Origin of the sequence: Acetobacterium sp. (assembly GCF_030652775.1) — a bacterium.
In the GTDB taxonomy this organism is placed as follows: Bacteria; Bacillota; Clostridia; order Eubacteriales; family Eubacteriaceae; genus Acetobacterium.
This window is the reverse complement of record NZ_JAUSPS010000010.1, coordinates 103,049-120,388: the sequence shown is the minus strand read 5'-3', so window position 1 is coordinate 120,388 and position 17,340 is coordinate 103,049. Positions and strand designations below refer to the sequence as shown.

The 17,340-nt window shown below is 43.5% G+C and carries 19 protein-coding genes; 12 read left to right on the top strand and 7 right to left on the bottom strand.

Features of this window, described 5'->3' with window-relative positions; all coding sequences use genetic code 11:
* The 6 genes from Q7J41_RS01770 to Q7J41_RS17730 all read left to right on the top strand — a co-directional run.
* Positions 1-294: zinc ribbon domain-containing protein (locus Q7J41_RS01770; RefSeq protein WP_304884637.1), on the top strand; the 294-nt coding region annotated here is incomplete at its 5' end.
* A 258-nt stretch (positions 295-552) separates the two neighbouring features.
* Positions 553-3,306, top strand: a complete 2,754-nt coding sequence (locus Q7J41_RS01765; protein ID WP_304884636.1) for a bacterial Ig-like domain-containing protein — start codon at positions 553-555, stop codon at positions 3,304-3,306.
* A 376-nt stretch (positions 3,307-3,682) separates the two neighbouring features.
* Positions 3,683-3,919, top strand: a complete 237-nt coding sequence (locus Q7J41_RS01760) for a hypothetical protein (RefSeq protein WP_304884635.1) — start codon at positions 3,683-3,685, stop codon at positions 3,917-3,919.
* Positions 3,920-4,031: 112 nt separating this feature from the next.
* Positions 4,032-4,676 carry a zinc ribbon domain-containing protein gene (locus Q7J41_RS01755; protein ID WP_304884634.1) on the top strand — a complete coding sequence of 215 codons (645 nt, stop codon included), beginning with the start codon at positions 4,032-4,034 and terminating at the stop codon, positions 4,674-4,676.
* The gene (locus Q7J41_RS01750) at positions 4,558-4,941 is read left to right on the top strand and encodes a PAS domain S-box protein (RefSeq protein ID WP_370650969.1); all 384 of its coding nucleotides are present in this window, start codon (positions 4,558-4,560) and stop codon (positions 4,939-4,941) included. The genes Q7J41_RS01755 and Q7J41_RS01750 overlap by 119 nt, the downstream gene beginning before the upstream one ends.
* Complete coding sequence (locus Q7J41_RS17730; RefSeq protein ID WP_370650968.1) at positions 4,934-5,038, top strand: hypothetical protein; 105 nt, start codon at positions 4,934-4,936, stop codon at positions 5,036-5,038. Before Q7J41_RS01750 ends, Q7J41_RS17730 begins: the two co-directional genes overlap by 8 nt.
* A gap of 233 nt (positions 5,039-5,271) precedes the next feature.
* On the opposite strand, the gene Q7J41_RS01745 is transcribed toward Q7J41_RS17730, so the two are convergent.
* The 6 genes from Q7J41_RS01745 to Q7J41_RS01720 all read right to left on the bottom strand — a co-directional run bounded on the left by Q7J41_RS01745 (position 5,272) and on the right by Q7J41_RS01720 (position 12,347).
* Positions 5,272-7,671 carry a transporter substrate-binding domain-containing protein gene (locus Q7J41_RS01745; RefSeq protein ID WP_304884633.1) on the bottom strand — a complete coding sequence of 800 codons (2,400 nt, stop codon included), beginning with the start codon at positions 7,669-7,671 and terminating at the stop codon, positions 5,272-5,274.
* A 492-nt stretch (positions 7,672-8,163) separates the two neighbouring features.
* Entirely contained in the window at positions 8,164-9,495 is a 1,332-nt protein-coding gene (locus Q7J41_RS01740; RefSeq protein WP_304884632.1) for a sensor histidine kinase KdpD, read from the bottom strand.
* Positions 9,471-10,145, bottom strand: a complete 675-nt coding sequence (locus Q7J41_RS01735) for a response regulator transcription factor (RefSeq protein ID WP_304884640.1) — start codon at positions 10,143-10,145, stop codon at positions 9,471-9,473. Before Q7J41_RS01735 ends, Q7J41_RS01740 begins: the two co-directional genes overlap by 25 nt.
* Positions 10,146-10,162: 17 nt before the next feature.
* The gene (locus Q7J41_RS01730) at positions 10,163-10,885 is read right to left on the bottom strand and encodes a lantibiotic immunity ABC transporter MutG family permease subunit (RefSeq protein ID WP_304884631.1); all 723 of its coding nucleotides are present in this window, start codon (positions 10,883-10,885) and stop codon (positions 10,163-10,165) included.
* A complete protein-coding gene (locus tag Q7J41_RS01725) occupies positions 10,882-11,643 on the bottom strand; it encodes a lantibiotic immunity ABC transporter MutE/EpiE family permease subunit (protein WP_304884630.1) in 762 nt (253 codons plus the stop codon). The genes Q7J41_RS01730 and Q7J41_RS01725 overlap by 4 nt, the downstream gene beginning before the upstream one ends.
* Entirely contained in the window at positions 11,643-12,347 is a 705-nt protein-coding gene (locus tag Q7J41_RS01720; protein ID WP_304884629.1) for a lantibiotic protection ABC transporter ATP-binding protein, read from the bottom strand. Before Q7J41_RS01720 ends, Q7J41_RS01725 begins: the two co-directional genes overlap by 1 nt.
* Positions 12,348-12,646: 299 nt before the next feature.
* Between Q7J41_RS01720 and Q7J41_RS01715 the strand changes: the two genes are divergently transcribed.
* The 4 genes from Q7J41_RS01715 (at position 12,647) to Q7J41_RS01700 (ending at position 15,908) form a co-directional block, all read left to right on the top strand.
* Positions 12,647-13,396: a GNAT family N-acetyltransferase gene (locus tag Q7J41_RS01715; RefSeq protein WP_304884628.1), complete on the top strand. Its 750-nt coding sequence runs from the start codon at positions 12,647-12,649 to the stop codon at positions 13,394-13,396.
* 37 nt (positions 13,397-13,433) lie between these two features.
* On the top strand, positions 13,434-13,871 hold the full coding sequence (locus tag Q7J41_RS01710; RefSeq protein ID WP_304884626.1) for a DUF1810 domain-containing protein: 438 nt from the start codon (positions 13,434-13,436) through the stop codon (positions 13,869-13,871).
* Positions 13,858-15,528: an SWIM zinc finger domain-containing protein gene (locus Q7J41_RS01705; RefSeq protein WP_304884625.1), complete on the top strand. Its 1,671-nt coding sequence runs from the start codon at positions 13,858-13,860 to the stop codon at positions 15,526-15,528. The genes Q7J41_RS01710 and Q7J41_RS01705 overlap by 14 nt, the downstream gene beginning before the upstream one ends.
* Positions 15,529-15,644: 116 nt before the next feature.
* Positions 15,645-15,908, top strand: a complete 264-nt coding sequence (locus Q7J41_RS01700) for a DUF6429 family protein (protein ID WP_304884624.1) — start codon at positions 15,645-15,647, stop codon at positions 15,906-15,908.
* Positions 15,909-15,982: 74 nt separating this feature from the next.
* On the opposite strand, the gene Q7J41_RS01695 is transcribed toward Q7J41_RS01700, so the two are convergent.
* Positions 15,983-16,264, bottom strand: coding sequence for a hypothetical protein (locus Q7J41_RS01695; protein ID WP_304884623.1), 282 nt, complete (start codon positions 16,262-16,264; stop codon positions 15,983-15,985).
* Between the two features lie 371 nt (positions 16,265-16,635).
* On the opposite strand from Q7J41_RS01695, the gene Q7J41_RS01690 reads away from it, so the two are divergent.
* The gene (locus tag Q7J41_RS01690) at positions 16,636-17,055 is read left to right on the top strand and encodes an NUDIX domain-containing protein (RefSeq protein WP_304884622.1); all 420 of its coding nucleotides are present in this window, start codon (positions 16,636-16,638) and stop codon (positions 17,053-17,055) included.
* A 109-nt stretch (positions 17,056-17,164) separates the two neighbouring features.
* The gene (locus tag Q7J41_RS01685) at positions 17,165-17,311 is read left to right on the top strand and encodes a hypothetical protein (protein WP_304884621.1); all 147 of its coding nucleotides are present in this window, start codon (positions 17,165-17,167) and stop codon (positions 17,309-17,311) included.
* Positions 17,312-17,340 lie beyond the last annotated feature (29 nt).

Below are 17,340 nucleotides of genomic sequence, written 5' to 3'. Positions count from 1 at the left end.
CGTGAGCAACACCCCCTGGTTGGGGCGGTAGATTATCAGGCGGCGGCCTGGATCGGTTGGCGGGACGACGATGACTGGGGTGATCCTTTGATGCCGCTGACTGAGATGATCGCGCTGGAACTGGATACCGAACGCTTTATTGAACCGGAGGTGCTGGAAGAAACCCGGCTGGCTGGTGTCCGTGACGTGCCAGCGCCGGAAATCGAGCGACCGACGGGTTGCCCCAAATGCGGAAATACCCTGCCGCCCGACAGCAATTTCTGCCCGGACTGCGGGACGCAGATCCAGCCTTGAACAAGGGTGGAAATAAACATAACAATGAAACCGCAATGTGGAACTGGTCGTGCCTAACCCTAAACTTATGATGCTTCAGCGGTAAAATGATCAAAAATGGGTCAATCAACTGAATAAGAAACAGAAGACTGGTGAGAAAGTTTTTAACAGAAAATGTTTAGCATGTCACAAGCAGGGTATGCAATTATTGTAATCAACAATCGGAGTGAGTTTTTTTTGCGAATTCATAAAAAACTCAAATTTTCAAGGAGGATTGCAATGAAAAGAAGCTTCTATTTTCAGGTCAAACAGACATCAAAGGATTTGCTGGCATGTTTTTTTACCGGTTTTCAAAGACTTCATTTGATAAGACTAAATTTTTTTTCAATTATGGTGATGATAGGCGTGTTGCTCATTGCCATAGCAAGTCCAATTTTTGAAACGGATTCAGTGTTAGCGGCTAATTCGCAAATGACCGCAAATGAGGATGTGGTTGTTTCAGATACGGAACAGTTTATTCGTTGGCATACCAACCGTTCAAATGATTCGGGTGAAATATTTTATCATGGCGACACACCTGAGAGTGTGATCGAAGCTATGGACGGCTCTTATGTTGTGGCTGGCTATTCAAGTGGGTCTAATAATGCCCAATACACCGTGCATGCCTATCTAACAAAATTTAATGCCAATGGCTCGATTGCATGGGACAGAACCTACGGTTTGGGGATTAAAGAATCAATATCTGATGCCAAGAATTACAAATTTTTAAAAGTCATCCAGCTTGCTAATGGCGATTATCTCGCAGTTGGATCAACCAACGATAACCTGGGGATGTCAAAAGACGGATTTACAAATATTTTCGCAGTCCGGATCGACAATGCCGGAAACACCAAATGGCAAAAAGCATATGGTCTACAAGATAAAACAACAAGTATTGACGCCTGGGATGCTGTTGAGAATGATGATGGAACGCTGTCAATTTGGGGGAATTACATATACAACTATCCCGAACTGATTGAACTGACTTTAGGCAGTGATGGCAGTCTGTTGGGAAAGTTTGTCATTACCGATGGGGATCTCAAATCAGTACCGTGTGGAATGAGCAAGACACCAGATGGCGGGACGATCGCCTATCAACATATTTTCAATCTGGGCTTCTGGTCTGATGCGATCGTTAAGCTGAAACCAGATGGTTTGCTCGAGTGGGCCGTGCGCTATACACCAGATGAGTCATCGACTGATTATGCCCAATCACCGATCTCTGAGTCGAAAATTTTTCAATTTTCGGATGGCTATCTGATTGCCGGGCTCACCATGATAACGAATCAGGATGGCAATGTAAAAAAAGCCCTAATGGCTTATAAACTCGACTTAAATGGCAATCTGTTATGGACGAAATTATATCAGAACCTGACCGCCAATGATTATGCGACCGGTCTTAATGCCACTAAAACCAGTTCAGGTGATTTGTTATTATCGGTGGGGAATGGTGCTTCGCCCAATGAGTTTGTTGTCATCAAAATGAATTCCGCTGATGGCAGTGTAAGTTGGGTAAAATCTTATGGCGAAAAAAATGGATTTGACAGCGGTTATGGCGGAAACACCGAATTTAAAATGATTGAGAACAGTAACGGACAGATTATCGGCGCAGGCCGGGAAAACTATCTCACCAAGTTTGCCGGTGATGGCAGTATCGCATTTTCAACTGATGCGTTTATCGTCCAAAACAATACCAATTATTTAGTCAGTAGTATTGAAATGACTGAATTTGGGGGCGGATTTTTTATTAAACATTCCTATGCCGAAGGTACTGTTCTAGAAAAAGACGTCTCCGTGCTGACTGGCTTCAGATCGCAGGATGGTCTTGTCGTTGCTGAAGGAGCCCAAACGGCAGTGCTCCAAAGTATCGCGATCACAACTCCGGCGACTAAATTAAGCTACAAAATTGGGGATGTTCTGGATATCAGTGGTCTGGTGGTAACCGGTACTTATAGTGACGGTTCAACCAAGACCGAAACCATAACGGTAGCGAATGCGTCGGGTTTTAATAGTGCCATAGCCTCCGAAAATCAGGTGCTGACAATCACGGTTGGCAGTAAGACAACCAGTTATTCCGTCCGGATTGTAGCTGCGACGGATGTGGGTGTTCAGGAGCGACGGATCTTTAACAGCTGGAATGTTGGCGGGGTCGAATCTGGCACTGCGATGTCACCAACCTTTACCATAACAGAGCCCTACGCCCTCACATTTATCAGCACCTACCATTATTTAGGGTCCGGGCAACCGGCAGGCACCATTAGTCTGAGACATGAGGATGGAACCATTTATGGTCCTTGGACGCCGCAACTAGTCAATAACTGTGTTTGGGTAATTAATAATAAAGCACCAGGAACGCATGAGGATTTTCGGGCGGACCTCGGAACCGTTGTCAGTGATAGCAAGTACCCGGTGATTAAAGCCGGAACGTATACAGTCATTGATTCAAATCCAAGTACCTGGTCGATTAATGAAGAATCCGGTTATTATGGGTTCACTGAAATAAAAGGATATAAAACGAGTGAGATCGGTGGATCGACACTGAATTGCAGCTACCGTACTCATGTTCAAAATGTCGGTTGGCAGGATTGGAAAACCAACGGGGCAATGAGTGGAACATCTGGTCAAGGTTTACGTCTCGAAGGCATTGAAATTAAAGTGGATAATCAGAACAATGATCTGGGCATTCAATATAGCACCCATGTTCAAAATATCGGCTGGCAAGGTTGGCAATATAATGGAACCATGAGTGGAACATCTGGCCAAGCTCTTCGTTTAGAAGCCATAAAAATCAATCTCACGGGAACGGATGCTGGTAAATTCGATATTTACTATCAGGTTCACGCCCAGAACTTTGGTTGGTTAGATTGGGCAAAAAATGGTCAAGAATCGGGGACCGCTGGTTTTGGTTACCGCTTGGAAGGGATTAGAATACAAATCGTCCCCAAAGGCGATCCGGCACCGGGATCAACAACTCGCCCGTTCGTAAGTGAGTAGCCTTGATACCTTGCTTTTTTTAAATATGAGTGATTATTGATAAACGAACTCAAAAAAATCTCCTGGGTGCAATCCCGGGAGATTTTTATGCGTTAAAGAGACGTCGGTATTGGGTTATCAGTAGCGTCGAAAAAGTGTATCATAAAAGACAACATTCAAATCGGTCAAACCGGGTACAAGAAATGTCGTGACAAATAATACTAAAATGAATCGAAAATCAGATCAGATTATAATATAATATAATTAGCGGATAGTGTTAGATAAGATATAAACTCAAATGGTTGAGTACCTGGCTAAGCTATCAGGAACAAGTGAAACTTGCTGAAGGGGTGCCAGTATTTGTCCCCTATGATTGTGTGCACCAACCATTTTACAAATGTATTTAGCCAAATATTTTGATGAAATTGTCAAGATCACATCGCCCCAGGCAAAAGCAATTGTCAAAAAAAGAAAACGAATCAAAGACTTTTTAGATCAATTAAACCTGTCGTATTTACCAGGCGATGCAACTTTTTATTTTTTTGTCAGCATTAAAGGCTTTGAAGACTCCGCCCTCGATCTGTCTCTAACGATGCTGTTTAAGTATGGCATTGCTTATCACTGTCGGTTGTAAAAAGAGCGCCGATGGTTATCAGTGCTACCTTAACCGTTAACAAAAGGATGTTCATCATATAGTATTGACTTGCACGATGATACCGTTGAATTAATTACAAAGGAGAATAAAAATGGACATAATGACCTGGACCAGACCAACCAGCCCGGCGGGGGAGGTGCCCGTGATTGTCTCGGAATATCTGCTCAACGATCTGGGCATTTTTGTCAAACGTGAAAAACGGATGCCGAAGAAAGCGAAGTTCACTGCCCTAACAGGATTTCGGATCGGTTATAAAGCCGTGCCCGGGACTGATTACCGGGCGGCCCCGATCGATCGCCTGGCGATTCTTTGGCATAAGCTCACGTCGGTTAAAGAAAACAGCGAAAGCCAACTTGCCATTAAGGGAAACCGCAATGACACGATCACCCTCAATTTTGAACCAGAGCAGCGGGCGGCGGTGATGCAGTTCATTAAAGCGATGCGTGAGCAACACCCCCTGGTTGGGGCGGAAGATTATCAGGCGGCGGCCTGGATCTGTTGGCGGGACGACGATGACTGGGGTGATCCCTTGATGCCGCTGACTGAGATGATCGCACTGGAACTGGACACCGAACGCTTTATTGAACCGGAGGTGCTGGAAGAAACCCGGCTGGCTGGTGTCCGTGACGTGCCAGCGCCGGAAATCGAACGACCGACGGGTTGCCCCAAATGCGGAAATACCCTGCCGCCCGACAGCAATTTCTGCCCGGACTGCGGCACGCAGATCCAGCCTTGAGCAGGAGGGCATAAGTTACAAACGAATGAAAATGCAAATCGATTTCTATGGGAACCGGTTTCATATTGAAGACAGCGCTACCCCGGTAAAGGACGGCGACGGGGCCATCACCGGAGTAGTGCTGATTTTCCGGGACATCTCCGAGCGAACGGCCCAAAATGAGCGGATTGCATACCTGAACTACCACGACCACCTGACCGGGCTGTATAACCGGCGCTATTTTGAGGAAGAACTCCAGCGGTTATCCCAAGGGACTGATGGGTAAGAAAATCCCGCTCATGTCCCGGATTATTGCGATTGCCGAAGCCTATGACACGATGATGTCAGATCGCCGTTATCAGCCGGCAGTGGCTCAAAGCTAGGCGGTTTGTGAGCTTGTCAATGGCATCGGCACCGAATTTGACCCGGAATTAACCGGTATCTTTCTGAACCAGGTGATAGGCAAGTGCTACTGAGTACAACTGAATCATCTCGAGTTGCCGGTTTATAAAAAGCAGTTTATTGAGATATTGGTTATATTAAAATAAAAACAGTTGCAAACGAAAATTAATAAAGGGGTAAGAGCCATTCTAAAGCCCTTACCCCTTTATTTTATTCAATAGGCCCCGTCATTTAGCTCGTCAATACTGCAGATTAGCATGATAAATGGCTCCACGAGATGGGGATCAAACTGGGTACCCGCATTTCTTCTTAATTCAGCAAAGGCTTCTTCATCCGAACGTTTGCTGCGATAACTGCGATCACTGGTAATGGCATCATACGAATCGGCAATACAAATCATTCGCGATTGAATCGGAATTAGTTCGCCTTTTAAACCCCGGGGGTAACCTTTTCCATCCCATCTTTCATGATGATCAAGGACAACTTCGGCCATTTCAGCCATGTCATTCACCGTACTTAAAATTCGATAGCCAATCTCAGGATGTCTTTTTATTTCTTCATACTCATCGTCTGTCAGCTTTCCCGGTTTATTGAGAATCGCTTCGTCGATGGCGATTTTTCCAATATCATGTAGTAATCCCACCGATTCAATTTCCTGGATTTCCTGATCTGAGAAATTTAAAGCAATTGCCAATTGCTTACATATATATGAAACCCGGTGCGAATGAAGTTCTTCTCTTTTGTTTTTTTCGTTTAACGTCTTGATAATAGCATGAATGGCGTTGCCTCTTATACTGGGGCCTTCAAAGAGCTTATTCTTATACATTTTATTTTCGGCGCACTTAAGCACCTCATGGATGTCTTCCTTTTCCGTATATTTAATTTCCCAACCTAAAGAAATGGACAACTCCATGGAACTCACTTTTTCCCTGGAACTCATTTTATGGATCCGTTCGACGAGCAATTCGGTCTGCGATGAATTGCTTTTTGGCACTAGGATCACAAATTCATCGCCGCCCATTCTGGCGATCACGGCATCCGGGCCACAGGCTTCGTTCAAAACTGCGGCCACTCTTTTGAGCAATTGATCGCCCATGACGTGTCCGAACGAATCATTGATCAGCTTTAGCCCATTCACATCGGCCATCATGATACATAGCGGCAGATTCTCGGAACCATTCAATCGCAGCAACTCAGCTTCAAAAAAACGGCGGTTATATAGTCCTGTTAATTGATCGTGGTAACTCAAAAACTCAATGCGTTCTCGAGATATTTTAGCCGTACTGATATTTCGGGTAATGCCAATAACTTCGTGCTCATTATTTCTGACAATCCGCATTTCAAAAATCTGACGCTGCTCATCAATAAACAGCTCATATTCAAAGGTTTGAAGCTGTTGGGTGTCAATGGCTTTGCGAATCTTATTGATCACTTCCGATGCAATTTGATCAGGAAATACTTCATTAAGGTATTTTCCTAAATAAGTTGACTTTAAGCTTGTTTGTATTTTTTCATCACTTGCCTGACAAGCGATAAACGCACCTGTGTCATCGAGCGTAAAGACGATATCGGGTAAGGCTTGAACAATTGATCGATTCCTGATTTCACTGTCTTGCAGCTGGGCCTGACTTTTGATCAATAAATTGTATTGTGCCCTAACATTGGCCTCCATGCGGATGATTTCCGTCATCTTTCCTTCCAATTCGATATTCATTTCGTTTAGTTTCTTTGTTCGTACCGCTACCATCCGTTTTAAGATCAGACTAATGGTCAGCAGCAGTAATATTATCAGCAAGATCGTTATAATCGCCCAATAGTATTCTTCAATAACTGACTGTACTGTTTTTTCTTCATAAACACCCAGCCAGCGATCATAAATACTATCGTACTCACCGGTTGCCTTTAATATCTGCAATCCGCTGTTTAATGTGATCAGCATGGTTTCGTTATCTTTTCGAACCGCCATACAATAATCATTTGGCGCTAAAACCATATTTTGGGCACGTAGTCCATTCAGACGCTGTTCTTTCATACTATATAACCCCGGCAGTTTTAAAACGCCGGCATAGTCATAGGTTCCGTCAGCAACTAATTTCAAAGCTTCATTAACTGTGGATACCTCAACCAGATTTATATTTAAATCGAGTTGACCGAGATACTCACCGATTATGTCACCACTTTGAACCACAATAGTTTGATCTCTTAACGCCTCAATTTGATCGAGTTGGATGTCTTTTCTTGTGAAGATATCACCATTTGTCACACTGTGTTTTGATGTGAAAGCATAAGTCTCCTGACGTTGGACCGAAAAAAACATCCCTGAAATAGCATCAATCTCACCTGACTCCAGTGCGGCTCTTGTTTTACTCCATTCATCTAGCCTAATTTCGACGTCATATCCCATCACTCGCGCAACCGCTTTGGCTAAATCTACATTGAAACCTGCCGGCATACCTTTGGAATCCAAATAACTGTAAGGCGGATAGTTGAGATCATCACCGATGATCATTACCGGTTTTTCCGGAACCGTTATCACTTGACCGAAAACGATTACAGAAGGCATGAAAAAAAGTACAATTGATAGCATAACGGCGACCCTGTTAATTGACTTCATATGTTTGTCATCCCTTCTTAATGGTTAAAGTGAGTATATTGTATAAAACCAAGTTTCAAAAGTCAATAGATAGCCTGAATTATTGACAAGCCAGGAGCTACCGTTATAATCATGTCGTTCAGGTCAATAATCATACAATGAGGTTGAGAACGAGCCGTTAGTCTCGACTGGACCAGATTCCGGGAGCTCCATCCTCACGGAATCTGGTTTTTCAATGATGGGGTAAATGGCCTTCGTTGGCTGGAATATCGCAGCGGGTAGATATAATCAGGATTCGATGGCAAAGGCATCGTCATTGGCGTTAACTGCGCCAACTTTGAGGACCTTACTTTTTGAGTTTCGAAAGGTTGGTCAAGACAATCGGAATGGCGGAAGCGATTAAAGTGCTGCATAACAAACTAAGCAATCAATAGAATGATGATAATGACTTGGGAATGTTTCAAGTTAAAGGGCATCATGTCCAACGAAATGCTCCCAATAATCCCTGACAGCCTAGCCAAACGTGATTGTAACCATCCCACCAGAATCGCTGTTACGCAGTTCGAGTTGTCCGGCGTGTGTTTTCGCGACTCGTGCGGCAAACCAGAGGCCCAGGCCATTGTGTCCATCGGCACCACGTGCTGCGTCGCCACGCCATAGGCGCTCGGTGGCATGGTGCAGCGCTGCCTTGCTAAAGCCGGGGCCTTCATCACACACCGTGATTTGCCAGCCACCATCGACCATACGGCCTTCCAAATACACGTTTCCACCCGCCGGGGTATGCTCGATGGCATTTTGCACCACATTACCGAGAGCCCGAAGTAAATGGTCTTTCTGAATCCGCACAGCACCCTCCAGATTGTTTTGGGTGTGCAGGCAAATCCGCTTGGCTTCAGCAATGGCGATTGTACGCTGGCAAAGCTCGTCAAACAGGGCGAGCAGGCTGGTGTTTTCAAATGCCTCATCGGCACCGGCGGCGGTTTCTAACAGACTGGCAACATACTGCTTGGCGCGGTCGTTGCTTGATACAATTGTGGCCACCATTTTGCGGCTGCGCTCAGGCAGTTCTTCATCCAGGAGAAGTTCAGCGTTGCCGCCCACCAGGGTGAGCGGGGTTTTTAAATCATGCGTGAGTGCGGCTATTTCCGCCTCGCGCTCTTGTTGTGCCGCCCATTGGGAGGACAGGGAGCTGAACAAGGCCTCCTTCATATGTTCCATCGCACCGAGCGCCTGGTCAAACTCCCGGATGCCCGCATGGGGAATTGCGAAATCCAGTTCCTGCGCGCCGACCTTCTCGCTTACCTCATCAAACAGCTTCAGTTTGGCGGCGAGACGACGCCGGAGTAACAGGGTGTTAAACAGCAGACAAAGCACACAGGCTCCGCCAAGTGTGGCCAGCCACAGGTATTCAAAGGGCGGCAGGATGTCGCGCAGTATCGGGTTGACAAACTCGGCTCGGTAATACCAGTGAAAGATTACGGTGCTATCATCCGCGTAGGTGTGCTGCGAAACATCGATGCTATCGCTGTCCTCCTGTAAAACCCTGGCCAGGGCTGCCAGTTTCTTACCTTCTACATTGCTTGCCAACACGTCGCCGTTTTGGCTAAACAAAGCGTACTCAGCCAGAAAATCGTCACCCGGAGAGACAAAGGTTTTTGGTTCTCCGGCCAGCATTTGCTCCACCTGTTGGTTGGAGACGTATCCCTGGTAAATAACGTCGGTGCTTAGAAGCCACCCAAAGTAGCAATACCATACCAGGCAGCATAACAGCATATCGCCAAGCATAACGACGGCAAAACGCAAAAGTACAAAGGAAAGGCTTACAGAACGCTGTTTTTTCGCCATTTGTAGCCCACCCCCCAAACGGTTTCGATGGGGCTGATGGCGTCGGCTTTCAGCTTGGCCCGGATATTTTTGATGTGCTCCGCAACGGCCGACGGATCGCCCTCAGCCTCAAAGCCGAAGACCGCTTCATATAATTGTTCTTTGGTAAACACCTGTCCGGCATGCAGCGCCAGATGTTCACAGATCGCGTATTCGCCCCTGGTAAAGGGCAGTGCGTGTTCGCCTGCGCTGGCCACTTTTGCCTGCATATCAAAGCGCACACCACCGCGGCTCAAGGTGTGGGTCGGCTGACGCACTTCCCGCCGCAGATGGGCGTTTACCCGGGCGCGCAGCTCCGTAAGACTGAAGGGCTTTTTAATGTAATCATCGGCACCCAGACCAAAGCCCTCGACAAGGGCCGCTTCTTCCGCCTTGGCGGTTAGAAATAGGATCGGGCAATCCACCTCGGCACGGATCCGGCGGCATAGGGAAAAACCATCCTCGCCGGGCATCATCACATCAAGCAGCAACAGATCGTACTGCTGGCACCGGGCAGGCTGCACGGCGGTGGCATCCGCTTCGGTGTCGATCAGGTGGCCGTCCTTTTCCAGGGCAGCGCGCACCAGGGATAGCATATCAAAGTCATCATCGACCACTAACACTTTCGACATCATCTCACCTCCTTGTTTTACTCTTGTATAACGTTACCTTCCCATCGACTAAACCAGAATAGTGACAAAATCAGAACCATCGAAGTCATCATAATCAGAGAAATAATTCCCGGAAATACGGGTGTACTGGAAACGTCAAAATAGTTTTCTAAAAACCGAACACCCCATTCCCAGGGAATGATCGGCCAAATCTTGTCACCAATCGCATTTTCAAAGTATCCGGCTAAAATGGTGCCCGATAGCCCTAACAAAACAGAAATACTGGAACCAAACCGAAAAGCAATCGGGATGTGTAGTAAATATAAAAATAAGTTGCTAAATAAAAATAGCTGAAATAGGAAAAAATATGATCCAACGGGTGCGGTGCCAATAGCCAGAAAAAAATTGACACCAACATAGAAACACAGTTCATATAATATCATATTTATCGTGAAAAGAAAGAGTAGAAAGAACAATTTCCCCAGGTATACGCTACTTCGCGACGCTACTAAACCCAGAGCATTTTTGTTATTCCGATCTAAGTTAATAAAAATTGGCACAACGATACTGACAAAAATCGGATAACATATTTGTAAGATGACGAAAAACAACCGCACATCAGCAATAAGATGGTATCCGCCAGTAGCGTAATAAACCAGGAATAATGTTGTAACCACAAACGGCGGTAGCAGATGCAATAAAACAATTGGTGTTCGTTTGATCTTGGTAAAGTTAGAAAGAAACTCCCTGATATTCGTCATTGGCGATACACCTGCTTGCTGTACCAGCGTGAAAATAAAAGGGTAAGAACGAACGCGACAACCAAGCTTATCAATACCAGCAACGCACTTTCGCCTAAATTTAAAATCAGTCTTGAACCGGCATCGACTAATAATCCGTTTGGTAAAACGCCAAATAATGTCACCATAAATCGTGCCGGCCAGCTATAAGGGAAAAACCAAAACAAAGGTGTCAAGGAAAAAAACAAACCGCCGAATGCGCTGGCGAACAAATTTATGATCACCGAACCAACAAAGCCGACTTTTTGATCCAAAAACAAACTAAACGGGATCTGCCATAATAACGAGAGCCACAGTAAGCCATATCCTAAAAGATAATATCCGCTATGACCAATTGCAGCTGCAACACCTGACACGAAGCATTCGGAGATAGCCGTGATCAGTGATAGCAATAATGAGATGTTAAAAAGATTAAGCGCGATCAAAATGGTTTTAGCAATAAAGGTCTTCTGCAAGTCGATGGGTAAACTATAAAGGGTTCGGTAGTTGTGCTTTTGATCTTTGTTATTCACCAAATGACTTAAAAACACAATCGACAAAGACGCAATCGGCATACACCAATTGCAAACCAATGCGCTTGAAAAACCACCTAACCCAATCCCAACAAATATAAATACCATCGATAATAAAATTAAAGCTGCCGGAATAAGAATCATCAGTTTTCTAAATAGGGAGCGTTTAAATTTCAAGTTTTCGGCGGTTAAATAGGTGCCTAACATCAAGACGCACGCTCCTTTCTGATGATCTCCATAAATAATTGTTCCAGGTTTTTATTGGCATCAATTTTATCCTGATACAAGAGTGATCCATCATACAAGATCCCGATATCATCGGCAACTTGTTGTATTTCGCTTAAAACATGACTTGATATAATGACAGAAATCCCAGACGCTGCAAATGTTTTAATCATTTTCCTTAATTCGTCAATACCAAAAGGATCTAACCCGTTTGTCGGTTCATCCAGGACTAATAATTGGGGGTTGTTTAGCAGCGCTAATGCGATACCCAAGCGCTGTTTCATTCCCAATGAAAAATCGGAGGTCTTTTTATTTTTAGTATCCGCTAAGTCCATCTGTCGTAACACCTCATGACATCTTTTTGTTGAAATCCCCATCAGCGTCGCTCGTACTTTTAAATTTTCATATGCCGTTAAATTCTCATACAGTGGCGGTGATTCGATCAACGAACCAATAGTTAATAAATCTTTTCGCGTCCACGGGTGATTGTTAAATGATATTTCGCCTGAAGTTGGCCGGATAATGCCGGTAATCATCTTTAATAAGGTTGATTTGCCAGCGCCATTAGGCCCTAATAAACCGTAGACAGAATTTTTTCTTACCGACATCGATAAATCTTTTATCGCATCGGCCTTTTTGAATTTTTTAGAAACATGATTGGTTTTTATGATGTGCTCGTATGTCATAACTTCCTCCATTTACATTCTGGTTTGTGCAGTGTCCGTTCCATAGGGTGTCCCTCCTTATATTTGTTACTGTTATGGTAACAGCCATTTTTAAGGATTTTATAAGGATGCGGGTACTTTCTCAAAAATTTATCGTCCTATGAAAAAATTTGCTATCGCAGCACAAAAGGTTTAGAATTAAGAAAACAACGACAGAAAAACAGAAATTAAAACGACTGATGATGACGGGACGTTTTGTCTGCGTTGGCAATTAAGGCAAAAAATAAGAATATAAGTTTAGATGTAAAGCGAGGGTACACATGAGTACTGATTTTGTAAACTTAACAACAGAAAATCTTGCGGGTGAGCATTTATGCTGCATTATCCGCAGTAAAAAGCCCCATCAAGGTATTGACGCAAAGCGACAATGGCTTTCAGCAAGGCTCAATGAAGGACATGTCTTTAGGAAGTTAAATGAAAAGGCGACGGTTTTTATTGAATATGCGCCGCTTGAAACCGCTTGGGTTCCCATAACGGGCGACAACTATTATTATCTGTATTGCTTATGGGTCTCTGGCAGTCACAAAGGAAAAGGGTATGGGAAATCGCTGCTAGAGTATTGTTTGGCTGATGCCAAAGAAAAGGGTAAATCCGGCCTTTGTATGCTTGGAGCAAAAAAACAAAAATCCTGGCTTTCTGACCAATCATTTGTGAAGAAGTTCGGCTTTGAGGTTGTTGATACCACCGATAATGGCTATGAATTGCTGGCACTTTCTTTTGACGGAACAACGCCAAAGTTCGCCCACAATGTTAAAAACCAAGAAATTGATAGTAAGGAGCTCACAATTTACTATGATATGCAATGCCCCTATATCTATCAAAATATTGAGAAGATCAAACAGTATTGTGAAGAAAATGCGGTTCCGGTATCGTTAATTCAAGTGGATACGCTCCAAAAAGCAAAGGAACTGCCTTGCGTTTTCAATAACTGGGGAGTGTTCTATAAAGGAAAATTTGAGACCGTGAATTTGATAGATGTCGCCTACTTAAAGAGAATACTTAAATATTGAAAAGCAGCGTAATTAAAACGAAGGAGAGGAACAACATATGAACACAGTTGAGCGCTTTGTCAAAGCTCAGGAAGAAAGCTATCGGCAGGCACTAATAGAAATAAAAAATGGTCGCAAGCACAGCCATTGGATGTGGTATGTTTTTCCCCAGCTAAAAGGGCTGGGTCGGAGTGAAATGGCTCGGTATTATGGAATCGCAAATCGTCATGAAGCTAAGGCGTATCTGGCCCACCCGCTACTAGGTTCGCGTTTACTGGAGATTTCCGGGGAATTGTTGAATCTGGAGTCTCGTGATGCCACGGCGGTATTTGGTCGGCCCGATGATGTGAAACTAAAATCGTCAATGACGCTGTTTTATCTGGTTGATGGGAATCCGACCTTTAAGGCGGTGCTGGATAAATTTTTTGGTGGTCAGTTGGATGAAGTCACTGCCGATCAATTGGATAAGGGAGAAATAACCGATGAAGCTGAATGATTTTGAAAAGCATATCGACGAAACGATCCTTGACCGGGGCTACGATTATTATGATGAGGGAAGAATCAACGAAGTGATCAAACAGGGAGATCGGGACTATCTTTTTACCGTAGCGGGAACCGAAGTTTATCAGGTGTTTGTAAAATTCGATGATCAGGGCGAAATTACGCAAACGGGTTGTGACTGCCCCTATGATTTTGGGCCAATCTGTAAACATCAGGTGGCGGCCTTTTATGTGTTAACGGATATTATTGACAACAGACAAAGCGAAGGTCTTAAGATTGAACGGGCAATCCAACAGCGTTTCCTGACGGAGGTACTTGATAACCTCACAAAAGAACAATTAATTACGATTATCATCGAGATGGCAGAAAAGGATGAAATCTTGAAAAACGGTCTGATGATGAGATATTCAAAGGGAAATCCGCGACAGGAACTACAAAAATGCAAACGACTGATGGAATCGATCGTCAGCAAATACCAGGGCCGAAGCGGCTATATTGAATATCGGGAAGCCGATGAATTTGCTGATGAAATGGACGAACTGCTGGAAGTGGCCAACGATACCGAAGATAGTTGCCTGGCTATGGATATTGCATCGATGTTGCTTATTGAGGCGGTTGAAGCATTTCAATATGCTGATGATTCAGATGGAAGCATCGGTCAATTAGTATCGGCGGCCATCGACGCAATCGAAAATATTGTAACCAATAACATGGATCTTGATATTGGTTTAAAAACTGAGCTATTTGAAAAGTTAGTTAAGCTATCTGATGAGAGCGTTTTTGATGGGTGGGAGGATTTTAGAATCGATCTGCTTCAAATCGGAATCGAATTTGCCGAGGTTGAAAGTCTGAGAAACAAGCTAAATCAGAAAATTGAAGCGATGATCGGAAAATTCGCAAAAAATTCATACCAGCGATACGTTGTTGAAGCCTTACTGCGGATTGAGTTGGAAATAAAAAGTCGGTATGGTGCGAAAGCAGAGGTTGATGAATTTATCAGACAGAATCTCAATTATTCATCGTTTCGAGAAGCGCTGATTGATAAACATATTAAGGAAAAAGATTTCCAGAGTGTGATTGAGCTGGCTTTGGAAGGAGAAAAAAAGGATCGCGACGCTGCCGGTTTAGTCGCCAGATGGAAAAAAATAAGATATACGGCTTACAAGCAGCTATCCCAGAAGCATGAACAGCAGCAGTTGGCTAAAGAACTGTTATTGGACGGAAATTTTGAGTACTATCAGGAACTGAAAGCACTAGATCCCGGAAATGAAACCGCACTATATAACGGCTTAAAGCAGGAATTAAAAGCCCTCAAAGACTGGCGTGGCAAAGAGTTGTATCGAACGCTGATTGTCGATGCTAAAGATTTGGATGCGATCATGGATTACGTCAGAGAAAATCCGCAAAGTATTGAAACCTATGCTGGGATGCTTAAAGAAAAGTTTAAAGATGAAGTCATAGAAATTTATCAAGCCTATATCAAAGGCGCCGCCGGAGCTGCCCGAAACAGACGTGATTATCAGAGCGTTGGCAGAATCATCAAACAGTACAAAAAGATTGCGGGTCAAAAAAATCAGGACAAGATTATTCAGGAGCTGGTCATTTTTTATAAAAAGAAGCCAGCCTTTGTCGATGAACTGCGCAAGGTTTAAACGATAAGGTAGGGAAAAGCAAAGGCTTTGAACTAGTTACTGGAATCTAAAGTCTAAAGTCAAAGTGAACGCTTTGGGTCGAATTTTAAAAGGAAGGGATAAAGGAGAAATTTGAGATGAACAAGACAAACCCGGAGAAAGCAATTAAAGAATTGACAATGGTATTGATGTATTTAACACGGTTTAATGAAAGTGATCGCTTTGGCTCGAATCTGGATATAAGCTGGAAAGGATATGATTTTGGTATTATTGATGAACTGGATGAGGAAGATTATGTCAGACAGGGAAATCATCGTTCCAAGTCGGTAGCAATTACGGAAGAGGGAATTAAATTATCGCAAAGCTTATTGCATAAATATAATATTTCGGATTGGGAGTAGCATGAAACGTTCCCTCGTCACTTAAAAAATGACAGGGGGACGTTCGATACTTTGATTTAAATCATCCGGTATATTTACGCCTTCTTTTTACCATCGTCGATAATTTCGATTTCTAAATAATCAAACCAAATCGATTCGATAAACTGGTCTTCACGAAAAGTTGTCTTGGAAATCTGATTAAGTTCTGTTGTATTTTTGTCAAACCACATTGGTTTTTCCAAATCAAAGTCGTGGCAGAAGGTCTCTAAAGCAGCTTGGACTTTATCATATATATGCAAGGATTTGTTATCAATTTCGATAACTTTTTCTTCTAAAAATTTGTTGTTTCTCATGATTTTTCCCCAAATTCGAACCATGTTTTTTACCTCTCGATCATCAATGTGTTATTACATCCGGATAACATTTTTAAGGGTCTGTAAAATGGACATATGTTGAGTATAAGGGGTAGCGAGAAAAATGTAAAGAAAATTGGTGTTTTCGATTTGGGAATGACATCGTGACGTTTCGCTTGTCAAGTTATGAGCAGCGAAAACCAGAATCTGGGAGAACAGTCCATTGCAAAGAAAATCGACTAATTTGAAATTTTCAGCAGGAAACCGGTGGCAGTATCTAGAAACGTCACCTCGTCATGCAAAAACCGCGAATAATGGGGAATGCTAATTTTGTGCATCAAAATTAACTTTGTATATGGATAGGTTAACCAAAATAAAAAAGTGAGAGTAAAAATATGGAAAACAAATTCGCTATAGCGATTAAATGTATTGCTTATTTAGATGGAAAAGTTCTGTTGTTGACTAAAGCTGAACATGAAAGAAAGGGTGATGCTTCTGATAGTAGTTGGGATTTACCGGGAGGAAGGGTAAATTACAAAGAAACACCAGAAGATGCTGCCAAGCGCGAAATGCAGGAAGAAACATCATTGAATGTCGAGCAATTGTCTTTGAAATTAGCGACTACTCTAATTAGGCCGGATGGTCTGCATTTGCTAGTACTAACTTATCAATGTAATTGTGATAGTCAGAACGTAATTTTAAGTAACGAACATATTTCGCATAATTGGTTTAGTATCAAAGAAATAATAGATAATGACACGATACCAGATTGGATTAAAGATACAGTGCGAACAATTAATGAGGATGAAATATGAGTCGAAAACTTATGTGCTTAACGGGCTTAGGCGGTTGCGGTATCTGCCGATTGGGACAGGTGCTGGGTTTGGGCAAGATGATCATGGAATAGGCATCGAGGCGATAAACATGACAAACGAAACTGCAATGCAAAAAATCAACAAGCGCTTGCGAAAAAGCGGTTGTGGATTTTTCGTTCTGGCAACGGGATATATTATTTGTCGGGAAACCCGAATTATCTGGCAAAATACTGGTAGCATCAGGTATCTCCGATGATTTATCGCCCGCTTTCCGACCGTATTGTT

What these genes read in the sequence shown, in the direction of transcription:
- Q7J41_RS01765 (WP_304884636.1), top strand. Translation starts at nt 553, where the DNA reads ATGAAAAGAAGCTTCTATTTTCAGGTCAAACAGACATCAAAGGATTTG.
- Q7J41_RS01760 (WP_304884635.1), top strand. Translation starts at nt 3,683, where the DNA reads ATGTATTTAGCCAAATATTTTGATGAAATTGTCAAGATCACATCGCCC.
- Q7J41_RS01755 (WP_304884634.1), top strand. Translation starts at nt 4,032, where the DNA reads ATGGACATAATGACCTGGACCAGACCAACCAGCCCGGCGGGGGAGGTG.
- Q7J41_RS17730 (WP_370650968.1), top strand. Translation starts at nt 4,934, where the DNA reads ATGGGTAAGAAAATCCCGCTCATGTCCCGGATTATTGCGATTGCCGAA.
- Q7J41_RS01745 (WP_304884633.1), bottom strand. Translation starts at nt 7,671, where the DNA reads ATGAAGTCAATTAACAGGGTCGCCGTTATGCTATCAATTGTACTTTTT.
- Q7J41_RS01740 (WP_304884632.1), bottom strand. Translation starts at nt 9,495, where the DNA reads ATGGCGAAAAAACAGCGTTCTGTAAGCCTTTCCTTTGTACTTTTGCGT.
- Q7J41_RS01735 (WP_304884640.1), bottom strand. Translation starts at nt 10,145, where the DNA reads ATGTCGAAAGTGTTAGTGGTCGATGATGACTTTGATATGCTATCCCTG.
- Q7J41_RS01730 (WP_304884631.1), bottom strand. Translation starts at nt 10,885, where the DNA reads ATGACGAATATCAGGGAGTTTCTTTCTAACTTTACCAAGATCAAACGA.
- Q7J41_RS01725 (WP_304884630.1), bottom strand. Translation starts at nt 11,643, where the DNA reads ATGTTAGGCACCTATTTAACCGCCGAAAACTTGAAATTTAAACGCTCC.
- Q7J41_RS01720 (WP_304884629.1), bottom strand. Translation starts at nt 12,347, where the DNA reads ATGACATACGAGCACATCATAAAAACCAATCATGTTTCTAAAAAATTC.
- Q7J41_RS01715 (WP_304884628.1), top strand. Translation starts at nt 12,647, where the DNA reads ATGAGTACTGATTTTGTAAACTTAACAACAGAAAATCTTGCGGGTGAG.
- Q7J41_RS01710 (WP_304884626.1), top strand. Translation starts at nt 13,434, where the DNA reads ATGAACACAGTTGAGCGCTTTGTCAAAGCTCAGGAAGAAAGCTATCGG.
- Q7J41_RS01705 (WP_304884625.1), top strand. Translation starts at nt 13,858, where the DNA reads ATGAAGCTGAATGATTTTGAAAAGCATATCGACGAAACGATCCTTGAC.
- Q7J41_RS01700 (WP_304884624.1), top strand. Translation starts at nt 15,645, where the DNA reads ATGAACAAGACAAACCCGGAGAAAGCAATTAAAGAATTGACAATGGTA.
- Q7J41_RS01695 (WP_304884623.1), bottom strand. Translation starts at nt 16,264, where the DNA reads ATGGTTCGAATTTGGGGAAAAATCATGAGAAACAACAAATTTTTAGAA.
- Q7J41_RS01690 (WP_304884622.1), top strand. Translation starts at nt 16,636, where the DNA reads ATGGAAAACAAATTCGCTATAGCGATTAAATGTATTGCTTATTTAGAT.
- Q7J41_RS01685 (WP_304884621.1), top strand. Translation starts at nt 17,165, where the DNA reads ATGACAAACGAAACTGCAATGCAAAAAATCAACAAGCGCTTGCGAAAA.